This window comes from Lamprocystis purpurea DSM 4197 (genome assembly GCF_000379525.1).
In the GTDB taxonomy this organism is placed as follows: domain Bacteria; phylum Pseudomonadota; class Gammaproteobacteria; order Chromatiales; family Chromatiaceae; genus Thiodictyon; species Thiodictyon purpureum.
On record NZ_KB902537.1, the window covers coordinates 15,217 to 31,438 of the forward strand.

The window sequence follows — 16,222 nt, forward strand, 5'->3', positions numbered from 1 at the left end:
GCGGTGGCCGACCCCTGACGCGGTGGAGTGCGCGGATTGAAGTGAAGGTAAGAAACTCTCCCGACGATACCGCCGCCGAGCTCGCAGGCGGCGGCGCGGCGGTACAGCACGACGCCGCGCCGGCCGATCCGCTGGTCGGACGTGTCGGGTCGGCCCTGCTGCGGATGCGTCGGGGCCTGGAGCAGGATTATCTGGATAGCATCGGCGAGCGCCGCTTCCGCATGCTTGGAATCGAGCGTTACCGCCGGACCCACATCGCCATCGAACTCAGCCTGCGCGGCAGCGGCATGCGTGCCCGCGGACTGCGCAACGCGACCAGGATGCGTCTGGTCGAGCATGAGGTGCCGATTGCCGGTCTCCCGGCCCCCTTCGAGGGATTGCGCCTGCTGCACCTCACCGATCTGCATCTGGATCTGGACGCGGCCATCCTCGCGGCCATCATCGCGCGCGTCCGCCTCCTGGAGTACGACCTGTGCGTCCTCACCGGGGACTATCGGGCCTGGGCGGTCGGACCCTGCGAACCGGCGCTGTCCGCCCTCGCGCAACTGCGCCGCCACCTGCGCGGACCCGTCTATGCCACGCTCGGCAACCATGACCTGATCGAGATGGTCCCCGGAATCGAGTCACTGGGCATCCGCGTCCTGATGAACGAGTCCCTGATCATCGAGCGCGGCGGCCAACACCTGCACCTGGCCGGCATCGACGACCCCAACCGCTACGCCACCCACAATCTGGAGGCGGCCACGGCACAGGTGCCGCCGGACGCTCCCTCGATTCTGCTGGCGCACTCCCCGGAGCCCTATGGCGCCGCGGCCAGCCTGGGCTTCGACCTGATGCTGTGCGGCCATACCCACGGCGGCCAGATCTGTCTGCCCGGCGGGTTCGCACTGATCTCGCACACGCAGGTGCCCCGCTTCCTGCGCAACGGCCCCTGGCGGTGGCGGCAGTTGCGCGGCTACACCTCGCCTGGGGCCGGGAGCAGCATCGTCCCGGCGCGCTTCAATTGCCCGCCGGAGGTCACCATCCACCACCTGCGGCGGGCCGACGGCGCGGCACGATCGCCGCTGCTCAGTAGCCGTGAGAGCGGGTCACGTACTTGGTGAGCTCGACATACTGGGCGTTCATCCGCCGCAGGATGTCATGTCCGACCTCGACGATGTTCTGCATCACCCGATAGACCATCCACGGGTGCTCCGGCAGCAAGTCTTCGAAGGCCGCACGTTCGAAACTGCACACCTGCGTCTGGCCCAATGAGCGCAACGTCGCGGAGTGCGGTCGACCGCTGACGAAACCCATCTCCCCCGCCATATCCCCCGTGTGCAGGACGTGGATGGTGATGTACTCGCCCTTGCCGAGATCCCGAGTCACGGCCACCGCGCCCTCGGTGATGACGTGCAGCTTGTTGTCGACCTTGCCTTCCTCGATCAGAACCTCGTGGTCCTTCAGACGGCGGCAGCAGGTGATCCCGGTCAGGGCACGCAACTGCACGTCGGTCAATCCTTCGCTCAAGGGTGACTTGCGCAGACAACTAAAGTCGTCAATCTCGTTCATCAGACTGCTCCTCGTTGGTTACAACACGCGATATCATTATATCATCATATACCTATTTTATTTGTTTTCTGTGACCGTGAGCGCACCTGCCACGGCGATCCTGGGCCGCGCGGGTTGCGCTCCGCCGCGCGCCCCCCACCTTGCTGCTATCTTTCCGGAACCTCGTCCCCGTCATGCTGCGAAAACTCCTCCCTCTCCTGATTCTGGCCTTAGGCATTGGCGGTTTTGTCGCCCTGAAGGCGACCCGTCCCAAGCCCGATCCGGTGGTGCCCCAGGAGCGCGTCTGGCGGGTGGAGACAGTGACCGTGACCCCCGCCGTGCACAGTCCGGTGCTCAATCTGTTCGGTCGGGTGGAAGCGCCGGACCGCGTGCGGGCCGCCGCCCCGGTGGCGGGTCGTTTGCTTGAAGTGCGGGTGCGCGACGGCGATCTGGTCGCCCAGGGTGACCTCCTCGCCCGGCTGGACCCGGCGGACCTGGAACCGCGACTGGCTCAGGCGCGTGCCGAACTGACCAGAGAGCAACTGCGACTCACCCACGACCGCCAGGCACTGGAGCAGGAACGTGCGCTGCTGGCCCTGGCCGAGGCGGCCTTGGGACGGTCGGAGAAGGTCCAGTCCCAGAAGCTCGGCACCGCCAGCGACGTGGATCTGGCGCGCGAGCAGCTCGCGCGCACCCGGCTGGCGGTGACCTTACGGGAGCAGGCGATCGCCGAACACCCGGCGCGCCTGGCCTCGCTCGAGGCCAAGCTGGCCGAGGCCGAACGCGACGCCGCCCGGGCGCAGATCAAGGCGCCGTTCGACGCTCGCATCGGTACGGTCGAGGCGGGCGCCGGAGATCAACTGCAACCCAACCAAACCATCCTCACGCTCTATCCGGTGGATGGCCTGTATCTGCGGGCCAAGATTCCGGGCAGCCGCGGCGAAGAACTGCGCGCCGCGCTGGCAGCCGGGCAGCGCCTGACCGCCCGCGCCAACCACGCGGGTCGGCCCTTCTCGGCGGTCTTGGCGCGCCTCGCCGGCGAGGCCGACGCCCGTGGGGTCGATGCCCTGCTGAAAGTGGAACCCGGTTCCGACCTGCCGCTGGGGGCCTTCGTCGACCTGGTCCTTCAGCGCCCGGCCATGCCGGACACCATCGCCCTGCCCTTCGCCGCCCTCAACGGCGGGGCGCGGGTCTTCGCGGTCAACGAGGGACGGTTGCAGGGCATCACGGTCGAGCGGGTCGGTGAAGTCATGGAGCACGGGGCCAGCGAGGTCCTGGTCCGCGCCGCGGGTCTGGGTCCCGGCACCAGGGTGATGATCACCCACCTGCCCAATGCGGTGGACGGACTCAAAGTCCAGGAAGTGCCGGAGCGCAAGACCGCCGCCGCCCAGCCCCCGATCGGCAGCGCGACTGCCGAGCGCGCGGAGCACATGCCATGAAGCGCGGTCTGATCACCGTCTTCGCGCGCCACAAACTGCTCGCCAACCTGCTGACCGTGTTGGTGTTCGCGCTGGGCGCAATCGCCCTGACACGGATGAACATCCAATTCTTCCCGAACTTCGCACTGGACATCATTTCGGTGCGGGTGGTGTGGAGCGGCGCCTCCGCCGAGGATGTCGAGAACGGCATCATCATCCCTTTCGAGGAACGTCTGAAGACGGTCGATGGGCTGAAAAAGATGACCTCGACCGCCACCCAGGGCATCGCCAACCTGTCCCTGGAACTCAAGGAGAACACCGACGCCCTGCTCGCCCTGGATCAGGTGCGACAGCGCGTGGACGAATTCCGCAACCTGCCCAAGGACGCCGAGACCCCGCAGGTCAGCCGCATCTCTCGCTATGAACCAGTGGCGCGCGTCCTGGTCTCGGGGCCGAGTCTGGCCGACGTGCGTCCCTGGGTCCGCCAGTTCGAACGCGAACTCCTGGCCCGCGGCATCGATCGGGTCGACATCTCCGGTCTGCCGGAGGAACGCATCGCCATCGAGGTCCCCGGCCGCACGCTCGAGACGCTGGGGCTGTCACTGGACGGCATCGGCCAGCAAGTCGGCCGTCTCGCCCAGGATCTGCCCTCCGGCCTCGCCGGCGAGGCGGACGGGGCGCGCGAACTGCGGGGTCTGGAGCAACGCCGCGACCCGCTGGCCTTCGAGGATCTCAATATCGCCAGCGACGACCGCGGTCTGGTGCGCCTGGGTGATGTCGCAACCATCGTGCGCGAGGCTCGCCCCGCGGCCCTGACCCTCACCGAGGTGGAGACCGAACGCGCCCGCTCCCACGGCGCCGTCACGGTGGAACTGCTGATCCAGCGCGCCGAATCCGGCCACTCGCTGCGCGCCGCCGAACGCTTCAACGCCTGGCTCGCGGACACCCGTCCGACGCTGCCGCCGTCGATTCAGCTCACGGTCTTCGACGAGTCCTGGCAGCTCATCCGCGACCGCATCGACCTCCTGGTCGACAACGGCCTGCAGGGCTTCACCCTGGTGCTGATCCTGCTGTTCATCTTTCTGCCCGGCCGCGTCGCGCTCTGGGTCGCGATGGGCATCCCCACCGCCTATCTGCTGGCACTGACGCTGCTGTGGGCCTTCGGCGGCACCATCAACATGATGAGTCTGTTCGCGCTGCTGCTCACCCTGGGTGTGATCGACGACGATGCCATCGTCATCGGCGAATACGCCGAGTCGCGCTTCCGCATGGGCCTGCCCCCGGCGGAGGCCGCCATCGCCGGCGCCAAACGGATGTTCTGGCCGGTGGTCGGCTCCGCTCTGACCACCATCGCCGCCTTCCTGCCGCTGATGTTGGTCGGCGGGATCATGGGCAACATCCTGGGAGACATCCCGTTCGTTGCCATCATGGTGCTGATGGCCTCGCTGATGGAGGTCTTCCTGATCATGCCGGCGCATCTGCGCTCGGCCTTCAGCCATCAGGTGCAGCAGGTGACGCCGCAGTGGCGCAAGCGCGTGGATGCGGGGTTCGATTACTTCCGCGACCACCTGTACCGACCGGTGGTCGTGGCCTCGCTGCGCTGGCGCTGGACCACGGTCAGCGCGGTGGCCGTGCTGATGATCCTGTCGGTCGGATTGCTGGCGGGCGGGCGCATCGCCTTCGTCTTCTTCCCCACGCCGGAAGCGCAGATCGTCTTCGCCAATGCCACCTTTGTCGCCGGGACCCCGCGCGACCAGAGCGCCGCGTTCCTGCGGGAGATGGAGAATGGCCTGCGCGCGGCCGAGCGCGAACTGGGCGGCGGCCTGGTCGAGGCGGCGGTCGCGCGCCTGGGCGCCACCGTGGCGGTGGATGTGGGCGCCGGGGCACGCGGCGATCAACTCGCCTCGCTGCTGGTCCAACTGGTCCCGTCCGAGGACCGCACGGTGCGCAATGAGACCCTCCTCGCCGCGTGGCGCGCGCAACTCAAGGTGCCGGCCGGCATCGAAAGCCTGGTCATTTCCTCGCGCCGCTCCGGCCCACCCGGCCGGGACCTCACGGTGCGGCTCGTCGGCGACGATGCCCACCGGCTCAAGTCCGCCGCCCTGGACCTGGCTCAAGGACTGGAAACGATCCCCGGCGTGTCGGACATGGTGGACGACATGCCCTTCGGCCGCGAGCAACTGATCTACCGGGTCTCCCCCGCCGGTCAGTCACTGGGCGTCACCACGGAACTGCTGGGCCGGCAATTGCGCGCCGCCTTCGACGGCTATCTTGCGCAACTGGTGCAGGTCGGTCAGGACGAATTGGAAGTACGGGTGCTGCTGCCGCGGCATGAGCGCACCCGTCTCGACGCCCTGGAGCAACTGAACATCCGCGTGCCGAGCGGTGAATTCGTGCCGCTGGACACGGTGGCCGACTGGGAGAGCCGACGCGGCTTCGAGGCCCTGCGCCATGCCAATGGCCGCCTGGCGGTTGAGGTCTCGGCCGACATCAACCGGGCGCTCAACACCCCTGATGGGGTCAACCAGGCGCTGGAGCGCGACCTGCTGCCGGATCTGGTGGAACGTTACGGGATCAGCTACAGCTTCGAGGGCCGCGCCGCCGATCAGCGCGAGACCCTCGGGGACATGCGGCTGGGACTCTACATCGGCCTCGGGCTGATCTATCTCATCCTGGCCGCGGTCTTCTCCTCCTGGGGCTGGCCGCTGGTGGTCATGACCGCCATCCCGTTGGGACTGATCGGCGCCATCTTCGGTCACTGGATTCTGGGGATCGACCTGACCCTGCTGTCGATGTTCGGCCTCTTCGGCCTGGCCGGCATCGTGGTGAACAACGCCATCATCCTGGTCAGCATGTACCAGGAACTGCGCACCACCGGTCTGGACGTCGACCACGCCCTGGAAGAAGCCGCCTGCTCGCGCCTGCGCGCCATGCTCTTGACCTCCGCCACCACCGTCGTCGGCCTGGGTCCGCTGATCTTCGAGACCAGCCTCCAGGCGCAGTTTCTCATTCCGATGGCGGTCTCGCTCGCCTTCGGCATCACCTTTGCCACCGTGCTGGTGCTCATTTTCACGCCGGCATTGCTCTCGCTGCATGAGTCGGCCCAGGCGCGGATCACTGGCTGGTTCACGCCGCAACCGGCGCCGGAGACGGGGGCCTGAGACACCCGAAGCCAGACGAGCCCCGCCGGCCGCAAGGATGATCAAGACCGTCGTCGGCGATCAGTGGATCACCCAACTGGCCTCAATGCTCCCCCATCAGCCCGCTCGCGCGTAACACGCGCCGCTCGATCGCTGCGGCCAGCACTTGGTTGTCACCGGGACGGACCAGGGTCAGTTGGACGCGGGCGCGGGTAATCCCGGTATAGATGAGTTCGCGGGTCAGCACCGGACTCGGCTGCTCCGGCATCACGAGCGCGGCGTGGGTGAATTCCGAACCCTGGGACTTGTGCACGGTGAGTGCATAAACGGTCTCCACGGCCTGAAGACGACTCGGCAGGACCCAGGTGATGCCGTTGTTGCCGTCGGCAGCGGGAAAGGCGACCCGCAGCGGCAACCGATCCGCGACACCGTCGGGGCGGACCAGCGTGATGCCGATGTCGCCGTTCATCAGGCCCAGCCCGTAATCGTTGCGGGTGACCAGCACCGGACGGCCGAGATACCAGCCGGCGCTGGCCGGAATCAGGCCCGCCGCGTGGAGCAGGCCGGCGATGCGCTGGTTGAGTCCCTCCACACCCCAGGGACCGCGGCGCAGCGCGCAGAGCACCTGGAATTGACCGTGGGCCTCGAGTACGGCACGAGCCCAGGTGTCGAACAGGCTCGGGTCGGCAGTGCCGGTCGGTTGGCCGTTACGCAGCATCTCCAGGTAATGACGGTATCCATCGGTCGTCGCGTTCGAGGTTGCGTTGGGACGCGCCGACGCGGCAGACACTGCGCCGTGACCCGTGACCTTGCCGTCGATGACCAATGAGCGGAAGGCGCCCTCGTCCTGGTCAACGAGTTCGACCAAGCCCAGGTCGGCAGCGCGGCCGTTCCAGATGCGCAGCGCGGCGGCGGTGTCGCCGGCGTTGACCGCCGCGGCGAGTTGACCAATACCGCCGGCAGCAGCGAAGCGGTGACTGTGGCGCAGCATAACGATGGCTTGGTCGAGAGCCGTGCCGGCCGGATCGATCAGAGCCGGGTCGAGCGTCTCCCCGGTCGCGGTCGCAAGCCAGTCACGGGTCGCAGGATGATAATGCCCCTCCCCCGCACGTCGGCAGAGTTCACCGAGGACCGCCCCCGCCTCCACCGAGGCGAGTTGGTCCTTGTCGCCGAGCAGAATGAGGCGCGCCCTGGGCGGCAGCGCGTCGAGGACGGCGGCCATCAGTTCCAGATCGATCATTGATGCCTCGTCGATCACCAGCACGTCAAGCGCCAGGGGATTATCGGCGTGATGACGTAAACGACGGGTATCGGAACGACTCCCGAGCAGGCGGTGCAGCGTGGTGACGGTGACCGGGATGGCGGCCCGCACTGCCGCGGCGTTGGCAAGCCCGTCCAGCGGCAAGCCGGCGACCGTGCCGGCGATGGATGCGTTCAGGCGCGCGGCCGCTTTACCGGTGGGGGCCGCCAGGCGGATACGCAGCGGCCTGGGCACCTTGCCGGCAGGCGGTGCGGCGAGGGCCAGGGCCTGCAGCAAGGCGAGGAGCCGCACCACCGTGGTCGTCTTGCCGGTACCGGGCCCCCCGGTGATGATGCTGAAGGCACTGCGGGCGGCCAACGCGCAGGCGAGCTTCTGCCAATTGGTTGGAGTGGCCGACTGGTCAGGGAATAGACGATTCAGGATCAAGCAGATCGCCTCCATCGGCAGGGTCGCCTGGAGCCCCGCCGACCCGTCCAGCCGGGCCTGGATACCATGGCGCACGGCCTGTTCATAGGCCCAATAGCGACGCAGGTAGAGGCGCGGGCCAATCAGGACCAGCGGCGTTGCACCCGCACCGGAGCCGACCAGCTCAGGATGGGTGACTGCCGCCAGCCAGTCGGGCAGGGTCAGCCCCTTCAGCACGTCAGCGGGACGCGGGGGCGGCTCGCTATCCGGCGTCGTCATCCCCTCGGGGGGCAGCGAGAGGGCAAAGCTCGGGTCCTTGAGCGTCGCTTGCAGGTCGAGACAGGCATGGCCGCGCCCAAGTTGATGGCTCGCCAGCGCGGCCGCGAGAATCAGCAAAGGGGGCGCATCCGGGACCTCGCGCCACAGGAATTCGGCGAAGGCGAAATCGAGTGGACGTAACCAGTCGCACTCCGCCCAGCGCGCGAGGATGGTTCGTAACCGAGTGCCGTCGTTGGCACCCCCGAGCACCGCGGTACCTGTCCTGCGATTGGCGCTCATACCATGGCCTCCGCGGCCGCATCGGCAAAGCATGCGTCGAGCGACTCGATCAGGATGCGGGGTGGACATTCGACATGCAGGCCCTGGCTCGGTGCATCAATACCGCGCAAAAAAAGATAGACAGCGCCGCCGACATGGCGGTCGTAGTCATAGTCAGTCAGTCGCGCCTTGAGCAACCGGTGCAGGGCGAAGAGATAAAGAACGTACTGCAGCTCATAGCGGGCATGCAGAATCTCGGCGCGCATGGCCTCGGCGGTGTAGGCGGCGGCGTCGGGACCGAGCCAGTTGGACTTATAGTCGGCGACGTAATAGCGGCCCTGATGCTCAAAGACCAGATCCATGAAGCCCTTGAGCATCCCATTGAGCGTGGCGGCCGCCAGCGCCGGGCGCGGCGCGGCCCCCAGGGTGTGGGCGCTGACCAGCCGATCGATGTCCAGTGTATCGACGCGGCTCGCGGCCAGCCAGAACTCCATCTCAGGGACCGCAGTGGTCAAGTCGGCGAGCTTGAACGGGGTGGGCGGCACCGCTTCCCGGAGCGGTAGTCGCAACGGCGTGGTGATCAGCCGGAGCAGCCAGTCGGTCAGGGGTTCGACCCAGGTGTCCCAACCGCGCAGCCGACACCGTCGTGCAACGGTTTCGCGCAGTCGTTCGCGATCGGCCGCGACCGCCGCAAAGCCCTGGGTGGCGGCCCATTCGAGCAGATCGTGGAGGAAGGAGCCCGCCTCGGACCCGCGGGGGAACGCATGCGGCGTGTGCGGGACGGGGATCAGGCGGGTGGCCGTCGGCACCGCCATCGGTGCGGCCTGCAGCTCCTGGAACCGGTCCTCGGCCGGGGTCTCGGGGGTGGGGTCAGGTCGTCCCGGGTCGATCTGCATGTGCTCAGTAACAGGAACGGCATCACCCGCGACCGTCCGCAAGGCGGAGTAGCTGGCAATCCACCAGGGTTCGCGGACCACCCGACGTGACGCGCGCGCGCCCCCCAGGGTCACCGCCGCGTCCGCCGCCGAAAAGTGCTCGGAGGTCGGCGCGGGGGCCGGGACGACGACGCGATCGGCGCTGTCCCCACACAGAGCCGCCAGCGCGGGCGCCAAGCCCTCCGGCGTCAGGGGTTCCCCGCCGCCCAGCAGATAGCCGAAAGCACTGTTCTCCAGTTTGTCGAGCGGCGCCAGTCCAACCCAGGTGGCATAGCGGGCCCGGGTCAGCGCAACATAGAGCTTGCGCAAGTCCTCACCCAGACGCTCGCGGTCGGCCAACGCCAGGATCTGCGCGTCGCCGGCGAGGGCAAGCTGCGGTTGGCCCGCATCATCATGCCATTTGAGCGGCAGGTCTGTGAGTTTGGCCGGCCGATGGTCCGCGGCGAAGGGCAAAAAGACCAACGGGTATTCAAGTCCCTTGGACTTGTGAACAGTCACCACCTGCACCAGGTCGGCGTCGCTCTCCAGGCGGATCTGGCGCGCGTCGCCCTTGGCACCGCGTGACGCATCCCGACACTGCTCGGCCAGATAGCGGATGAGCGCATGCTCGCCGTCAAGCCGGGAACTCGCCTGTTGCAACAACTCGGCGAGGTGCAGAAGATCGGTGAGGATACGCTCACCTTCCAGCGGTGCGACCCCGGCCTGCGTTTCCGGACGCGCGCCGATCAGTCGGACTGGGACGTTGAAATCATTGAGCAGGCGTCGCAGCATGGGCAGCACGCCCCGAGCGCGCCAGCGGTCGCGATAGTCGCGAAACTGGAGGACACGCGCCTCCCAGGCCAGCTCGTTCTGATTGAGCTGCTCCAGTTCGGCCCAGCGCAATCCGAGCGTCGCGGTCGCCAGGGCCGTGCGCAGGAGACGCGGGTCGTCGGGCTCGGCGCAGGCGGCAAGCCAATGCTGGATCTCGCCGGCCTGGAGGCTCTGGAACACCGAATCCTGGTCGGAGAGATAGACGCTGCGCACGCCGCGCCGGGCCAGCGCGCCGCGGATGCTGTCCGCCTCCGTGCGTTTGTTGACCAGCACCGCCAGGTCCGCCGGGCGCAGTTGCCGGAGTGTCGCCGAACCCTCAGCAGCGACGAACCCGGCTTGCCCCTCCTGACCCAGGTTGAGCAGACGCACGATCTCGCTCGCGCAGGCGTCGGCGATCTGAGCGCGGTACGCCTCTTTGCCGAGCGGCTTGCCCCCGTCCGGCGCGGGTAGCCACCAGGCGGTGAGCGCGGGCACGGTCCGGCCCCCCGCGGACAGAGTTTCGGCGCGACCTTGAGCGTCTGCAGCAATAAAGGGGACCGGGTTCTCCGACGCACCGCGGAAGAGAAAGGCCCCGTGTCCGGTCGCCCGGTCCTCGGCGGCCTGGAAGCACCGGTTGACGGCGCTGACCATGGCCGCGGTGGAGCGGTAGTTCTTCTTCAGGGTATAGAGCCGGCCGGTGCAGGCTCGGCGTGCTTTGAGATAGGTGAAGATATCCGCCCCCCGGAAGGCATAGATCGCCTGCTTGGGATCGCCGATCAGGACGAGCGCGGTCGTGGGGTCGTCGCTCTCAATCCGATACACCGCATCGAAGATGCAGTACTGCACCGGGTCCGTGTCCTGAAACTCGTCAATCAGCGCGACCGGAAATTGGCGTCGGATGATCTCGGCCAGGCGCGCGCCATTCGGGCCGTCCAGGGCGATGGCGAGCCGGGTCAGGAGATCGTTGAAGCCCATTTGGGCGCGACGGTCCTGTTCGGCGGCGAAGCGCCCCGCGACCCAGCGCGCGGCATGGCACAGGATCGCGACCCGCGCATCGGGTAGCGCGTTGAGTGCGTCGCGGAGCGTCAGCATCGCCGTCAGGGCCGGATGGGCAGGCGGTTCACCCTGCTTCCAGGCCTCTTGAAGACCGGGCTGGGTCAAGCGTGTCCAGGCCGCGCTGTTCGCGTCCAGCGTCGGCCGAACGGCCCGCGGATCTGCAGCCCAGTCACGCAGCGCCAGCAGCCAGGGAGCGTAGAAGCGGGCCTGTAATTTGCGTCCATTCACCCGTTTCGCGGCAACCGCATCATCGAGCAAGGTCTGCAACGCATCGACCCAGCCGGTCCAGGGAGCCTTGATCTCGGCCAGGCGAAGACCGCGCTCCGCGCGCGCGGCGCCGATCGACAGGGCTGGTTCGGGCGCGTCGTCGAGCCGGTCCGCATGATCGACCAGGCCGTGCAGACCACCCTGCAGCGCTGCCGGATCAGACCACCATTGGCAAACCTCGGCAACCGCCGCGGCATCCAGCGGCACCATGAACGAACGCCAGTAATCGCGAACCACCTCGGCCAGCAGTTCGCTCTCGTCGGTCTCCAAGGTCTGACTAAAGAGGCTATCGCTGTCGAAGGCATGCTCGCGCAGCATCCGGTTGCACCAGCCATGGATGGTGGAAACCGCCGCCTCGTCCATCCATTCGGCGGCCAGTTGCAGCTTGCGGGCGCAGCCCGGCCAGTGTTCCGGCGGGTATTCGGCGCGCAAATCGTGCAAGAGGTCTGCGCCGATCGGATGCACGGCGACCCGGAGCGGATCGGCACGAAAATAGCGTGCGGCTTCGCTCAGGCGGGAGCGGATGCGCTCACGCAATTCCTGGGTGGCGGCGTCAGTGAAGGTGACGACCAGGATCTCCGGCGGGGTGTAGGCACGGGGTTGCGGATCCGGCTGACCATGACCCAGGACCAGGCGGACGTAGAGGGTCGCAATGGTGAAGGTCTTACCGGTACCGGCGCTGGCCTCGATCAGTCGGCTGCCGTACAAGGGGAAACGCAGCGGGTCGAGCGGCGCGGGGCCGGCACGGGTGGAGGCAAGCATCGCGGACGTCGTCATCGTCATGCGGCAACTCCGTTGGGCTGCGGTTGTCCGGGTTTGTTTTTCTCCACATGCATCGCGTCGAACAGGGATCGCAGCAGGGTCGCGGCCCAAGAGGCAAATTCGCCGGTGGCGGAGAGGCTGTGAAAATCCGGATAGACGCGCGCCAGGTAGGCGTCGCTCTGTACCTCGCCCGGGTAGTTGTAACCGCCTTCGTAAACCTTGCAGGCGGCCGCCGCGTTGCCGTCCTTCAGCCATTCGAAAGCGGTCCTGGCAGCGAGCGGCAGCGGCTCACGCATACCCGCCTGCCAGGCTGCCAGCAGGTCAGTCAGGTAGCGCTCGACCAGCTCAAGGGTGAGCGGCTTCAGCTCGACATCGCCCGCCTTGCTGATGATGTGAGTGCTGAGCGGTTCGCCGGCGAGATGCCCGGCGAGATGTGCCACCCAGTGGCGGATCAGGACCTCGCCGCGGTACTGTTTGTTCTTGACGAGGTCGCTGGTCTCCAGCACCACCCGGCCCCGCTGACCAGCCTCATCGAAGCGCAGACCGGCAAACCAATCCGCAACCTCGATCAGTTGGTCGGCGATCCTGGCCTGAAACCGGATCGGCTCCTCCGCCGTGATTGCGTACGGCCAGCGCGCGAGTGCCTGCTGATAGCGGTTGAACAGGTCGTCCATGGGGTCGGTCAGATCCTCGGCGAGGACCTCGCCAAAGGCGGCCGGGGTCAGATCCCCGCGTCGGCGGATACGCTCCAGACGGTCCGCGCGGGCTGCTTCGATCGCCTCGCCCCGCCCCAGCGCCGCGGCCTGGACTCGAATCAGCTCGTCCTGCAAGTGCCAGCGGCCCAAGCCATCCAGGGCGAACGGCTCCTGGTCCTCGCCGGGCCCATCCTCGCCTTCAAAGAACACCCCGAGACGCTGGCGGAAGAACGCCTTCACCGGCGCCTTCAGGAAATCAGCCAGCTCGCGGACTCCCAGCGGCTCCGCGTGGATGAGCGGCGGCAGGGGCGATTGCGGCGTGTTGCCGGGCTCGGCCCATCCTGCGCGCGGGGTTGGCCGCCACTCCATCGCATAGGTGAACCAGGACGAGCCGGCCGAAGCATCCGGAAAATAGTCAGGGCTGAAGGGCTGGAGGCGGTGCTCGCGGGTCAAGGCCGCAAGGAAGTGCTTCGGGGCCTCGTCAGCGGGCCCCTGGTACCCGGCCAGCCGCCAGCCGGCGGCCAGATGATCGCGCAGTTGGCCTACCAGCACCGAGGGAGGACGCGGGCTGTTGTCGGTGATGCTGCGTCCCACCCAGGAAAGATGCAGCGATTCGCGGGCCGACAGCACTGCCTCGAGAAACAGATAGCGGTCGTCCTCGCGCCGCGACCGGTCGCCCGGCCGATAGTCCCGACCCATCAGATCGAAGTCCATGGGTTTGCGTTGACGCGGATAGTCGCCGTCGTTCATACCCAGCAGACAGACATGACGGAAGGGAATAGCGCGCATGGGCATGAGGGTGGCGAAGGTGACTGCACCGGCGAAGAAGCGCTGCGAGAGTCCGCCCTCATCGAGTCGCGACAACCAATACTCGCCGACAATCGACGGGGGCAACACCGCGGTGAGTGCCGCCTCGTCACAAACCGCCTGCCAATCCTCCAAAGCCGTTTCGAGCCGGAGCACGGTATAGGCGTCACCACTGTCATCGGGGTCCAGAAAATCCGCCATCAGGGTCCGCAAACGAGCGCACCAATCGGCGACCGTGGCTGGTTCGCGCAGCCGGTGCCAGGTTTCATCCAGCGTCTCGACGAGGCGTACCAGAGGGCCAAGCAGAGCGGCATCAAGCCCGCCGATTTCATCGAAGGGCTCGATGCCCCGCCACGCGCCGGCGCCGGCGCCGACGGCGTAACCGAGCAGCATCCGGCGCAGCCCGAAGCGCCAGGTATGTTGGGTCGCCGCCTCAGGTTGGGTTGGCAGGTCTAGGCTGGCCCGCTGTTCGGCGTGCAGGGCCCAGCGGATGTTGGCGCCACGGACCCAGCGATGCAGCCGCGGCAGATCCTCCGCCGCGATTCCGAAGCGCCGCCGCAGGGCCGGAACCTCAAGCAGGTTGAGCAAGTCGCTCACCGCCATCCGGGACTGGGGGAGCGCGAGCAGCGTCTCCAGCGCCTGGACCAGCGGATCGGTGGCGCGCTGCCCTTGGTCGGCGACGCTGTAAGGGATGAACCGCGGATCATCTCGATCGAGCAGTCCGAACACCGCTTGGATGTAGGGTGCGTAGGTATCGATGTCCGGGACCATGATGATGATGTCGCGCGGCGTCAGGCTCGGGTCGGCATTGAAGGCGGCGAGCAACTGGTCGTGGACGACCTCGACTTCCCGCTGGGGACCGTGGGCGATGTGGAAGCGGATGGAGTGATCCAGCGCCGGGTCGACTGCCGGCCAGTGCGCGCTGCTCTCGCGCAGGGGACGTAGATCGCGGATGTCGTCCTGCAACTGCGCCAGCAGGGTACCGATGTCGCCCGGTTCAGTTGGGGGCTCGAAGAAATCGATGCGCTGGCCGATCGCGCTGAACTGGCCTTCATAACCGCCGCGCGCCGTCGCGTCGTCATGCTCGTCGAGCAGACCGATGAAGTCGCGGCCCTGTTTGCCCCAGGCCGCCAACAAGGGGTGAGCGTGCAGGTGCATCCGCTCCTCCGACAGGTCTGTTGGCATGCCGCCACGGCGGCGCTGACGGCTGCTGTTGGCACGCAGCAGATCCTTGTCGGCAACGATGTCGGCCCAGTAATGCTCGCACGGATTGTGAACGCACATCAGGACTTGCGTCCAGCGCGCCATGGCGGCCAACACCTCCAGGGACTGCCGCGGCAGGCTCGAAATGCCGAACACCATCAGCCGGCGCGGCAAACCGGCGGGGCGACTGTCTGCCGGCCAGTCGGCCGCGCCGCGCAGAAAGGCCGCGTGTACGGCCGACCGACCAGCATGGAAACCGCCCGGGCCGATCTCGACATCGGCCAGCAGCGTGCGCCAGAGCGACGCCTGCCAGCGCTGCTCCACGGGCAGGAGCGCGCGGCGACCGCGGGCATCGATCAGCACGTCCTCACCCTTGGCCCAGGCCGTCAGCCAATCAGCGCGATAGACCTGATATTGATCGAAGAGATCAGCCAACCGCTCAGCGAGCTGAAAACGCTTGCGCAGATCGGCATCCTCGGTCAGAAAACGCCGGATGGAGTCATACGCCGGGTCTGCCGTCACCAGCGGCAGCAGCCGCATCAGGCGCCACACCAGGCGTGACTCATCAAACGGCGAAGTCTCTGGGACCGGCCCGGGTCCGAGCACCGCCCGATAGACCCGCCAGAGAAAGCGCGATGGCAGCGAAACCTCCAGCGCCGCGGCGATCCCGAGTCCTCCCTCCCGATCGTCGCCCTCACCCGAGCCGGCATCGGCGGCCAACGCCAGCTTGAGCCATTGGGCAATCCCGTTGCTCTGGGCCAGAATAATCTCCGATTCGAGCGGCGCGAGCGGATAGCGCCGCATCCAGGCCACCAGCAGGTTGCGCAAGGTTTCCGGCCGATTACCGTGGACGAGCATCAAGCCGGGTGGGAGAAGGCTGGCGGTCACGTCTAGCTCCAGGCAAAAGTTGGCGGCGGGTCGGACCTGTCCAGATTAGCCGCTGAATTGGCGTGCAGCAAAAAAAACCCCCGCTCGTTGGAGCGGGGGTTTTTGGGATAAGGCCCTGGCGGTGACCTACTTTCGCATGGGGAGACCCCACACTATCATCGGCGATACACCGTTTCACTTCTGAGTTCGGGATGGGATCAGGTGGTTCCAATGCTCTATGGCCGCCAGGAAAAACGTCGGCAACGCCTACGGCGCCACCAGGATGATCGTGGTAAGGACACCCTACAGTGCTTGGGTGTTATATGGTCAAGCCGCACGGTCAATTAGTACGGGTTAGCTGCACGCGTTACCGCGCTTCCACATCCCGCCTATCAACGTTGTGGTCTTCAACGGACCTTTAGGGGCGTCAAGCGCCCAGGGAGACCTCATCTTGGGAGGGGCTTCCCGCTTAGATGCTTTCAGCGGTTATCCCGTCCGTACATAGCTACCCGGCAATGCCACTGGCGTGACAACCGGAACACCAGGGGTA

The 16,222-nt window shown here is 67.1% G+C and carries 7 protein-coding genes and 2 rRNA genes; 3 read left to right on the plus strand and 6 right to left on the minus strand.

What is annotated here, in order from left to right:
* Nucleotides 1–41 precede the first annotated feature (41 nt).
* Nucleotides 42–1,103 (plus strand): metallophosphoesterase, encoded by a 1,062-nt coding sequence (locus A39O_RS0125805; protein WP_020507551.1) that lies wholly within the window; start codon nucleotides 42–44, stop codon nucleotides 1,101–1,103.
* On the opposite strand, the gene A39O_RS0125810 is transcribed toward A39O_RS0125805, so the two are convergent.
* Nucleotides 1,069–1,551, minus strand: a complete 483-nt coding sequence (locus tag A39O_RS0125810) for a cyclic nucleotide-binding domain-containing protein (protein ID WP_020507552.1) — start codon at nucleotides 1,549–1,551, stop codon at nucleotides 1,069–1,071. The two genes, A39O_RS0125805 and A39O_RS0125810, sit on opposite strands and share 35 nt — an antisense overlap.
* A 173-nt stretch (nucleotides 1,552–1,724) precedes the next feature.
* Between A39O_RS0125810 and A39O_RS35210 the strand changes: the two genes are divergently transcribed.
* Nucleotides 1,725–2,969, plus strand: coding sequence for an efflux RND transporter periplasmic adaptor subunit (locus A39O_RS35210; protein WP_020507553.1), 1,245 nt, complete (start codon nucleotides 1,725–1,727; stop codon nucleotides 2,967–2,969).
* Nucleotides 2,966–6,109 carry an efflux RND transporter permease subunit gene (locus tag A39O_RS35215; protein WP_020507554.1) on the plus strand — a complete coding sequence of 1,048 codons (3,144 nt, stop codon included), beginning with the start codon at nucleotides 2,966–2,968 and terminating at the stop codon, nucleotides 6,107–6,109. The genes A39O_RS35210 and A39O_RS35215 overlap by 4 nt, the downstream gene beginning before the upstream one ends.
* An 82-nt stretch (nucleotides 6,110–6,191) precedes the next feature.
* Here the strand turns inward: A39O_RS35215 and recD are convergent, their stop codons facing one another.
* From recD to A39O_RS0125845, 5 genes are all read right to left on the minus strand, one after another.
* Nucleotides 6,192–8,312 (minus strand): exodeoxyribonuclease V subunit alpha, encoded by a 2,121-nt coding sequence (recD, locus tag A39O_RS0125825; RefSeq protein ID WP_020507555.1) that lies wholly within the window; start codon nucleotides 8,310–8,312, stop codon nucleotides 6,192–6,194.
* Nucleotides 8,309–12,121, minus strand: a complete 3,813-nt coding sequence (gene recB, locus A39O_RS0125830; RefSeq protein WP_020507556.1) for an exodeoxyribonuclease V subunit beta — start codon at nucleotides 12,119–12,121, stop codon at nucleotides 8,309–8,311. Before recB ends, recD begins: the two co-directional genes overlap by 4 nt.
* Nucleotides 12,118–15,663, minus strand: coding sequence for an exodeoxyribonuclease V subunit gamma (gene recC, locus A39O_RS0125835; protein WP_020507557.1), 3,546 nt, complete (start codon nucleotides 15,661–15,663; stop codon nucleotides 12,118–12,120). The genes recB and recC overlap by 4 nt, the downstream gene beginning before the upstream one ends.
* A 143-nt stretch (nucleotides 15,664–15,806) precedes the next feature.
* Nucleotides 15,807–15,922 (minus strand): 5S ribosomal RNA (gene rrf, locus A39O_RS0125840).
* A gap of 73 nt (nucleotides 15,923–15,995) precedes the next feature.
* Nucleotides 15,996–16,222: ribosomal RNA gene (locus A39O_RS0125845) — 23S ribosomal RNA — on the minus strand; the annotation flags it as partial.

Bases quoted from the DNA above. Each gene is read 5' to 3' on its own strand.
- A39O_RS0125810 (WP_020507552.1), bottom strand. From the start codon at position 1,551: ATGAACGAGATTGACGACTTTAGTTGTCTGCGCAAGTCACCCTTGAGC.
- A39O_RS35210 (WP_020507553.1), top strand. From the start codon at position 1,725: ATGCTGCGAAAACTCCTCCCTCTCCTGATTCTGGCCTTAGGCATTGGC.
- A39O_RS35215 (WP_020507554.1), top strand. From the start codon at position 2,966: ATGAAGCGCGGTCTGATCACCGTCTTCGCGCGCCACAAACTGCTCGCC.
- recD (WP_020507555.1), bottom strand. From the start codon at position 8,312: ATGAGCGCCAATCGCAGGACAGGTACCGCGGTGCTCGGGGGTGCCAAC.
- recB (WP_020507556.1), bottom strand. From the start codon at position 12,121: ATGACGATGACGACGTCCGCGATGCTTGCCTCCACCCGTGCCGGCCCC.
- recC (WP_020507557.1), bottom strand. From the start codon at position 15,663: ATGCTCGTCCACGGTAATCGGCCGGAAACCTTGCGCAACCTGCTGGTG.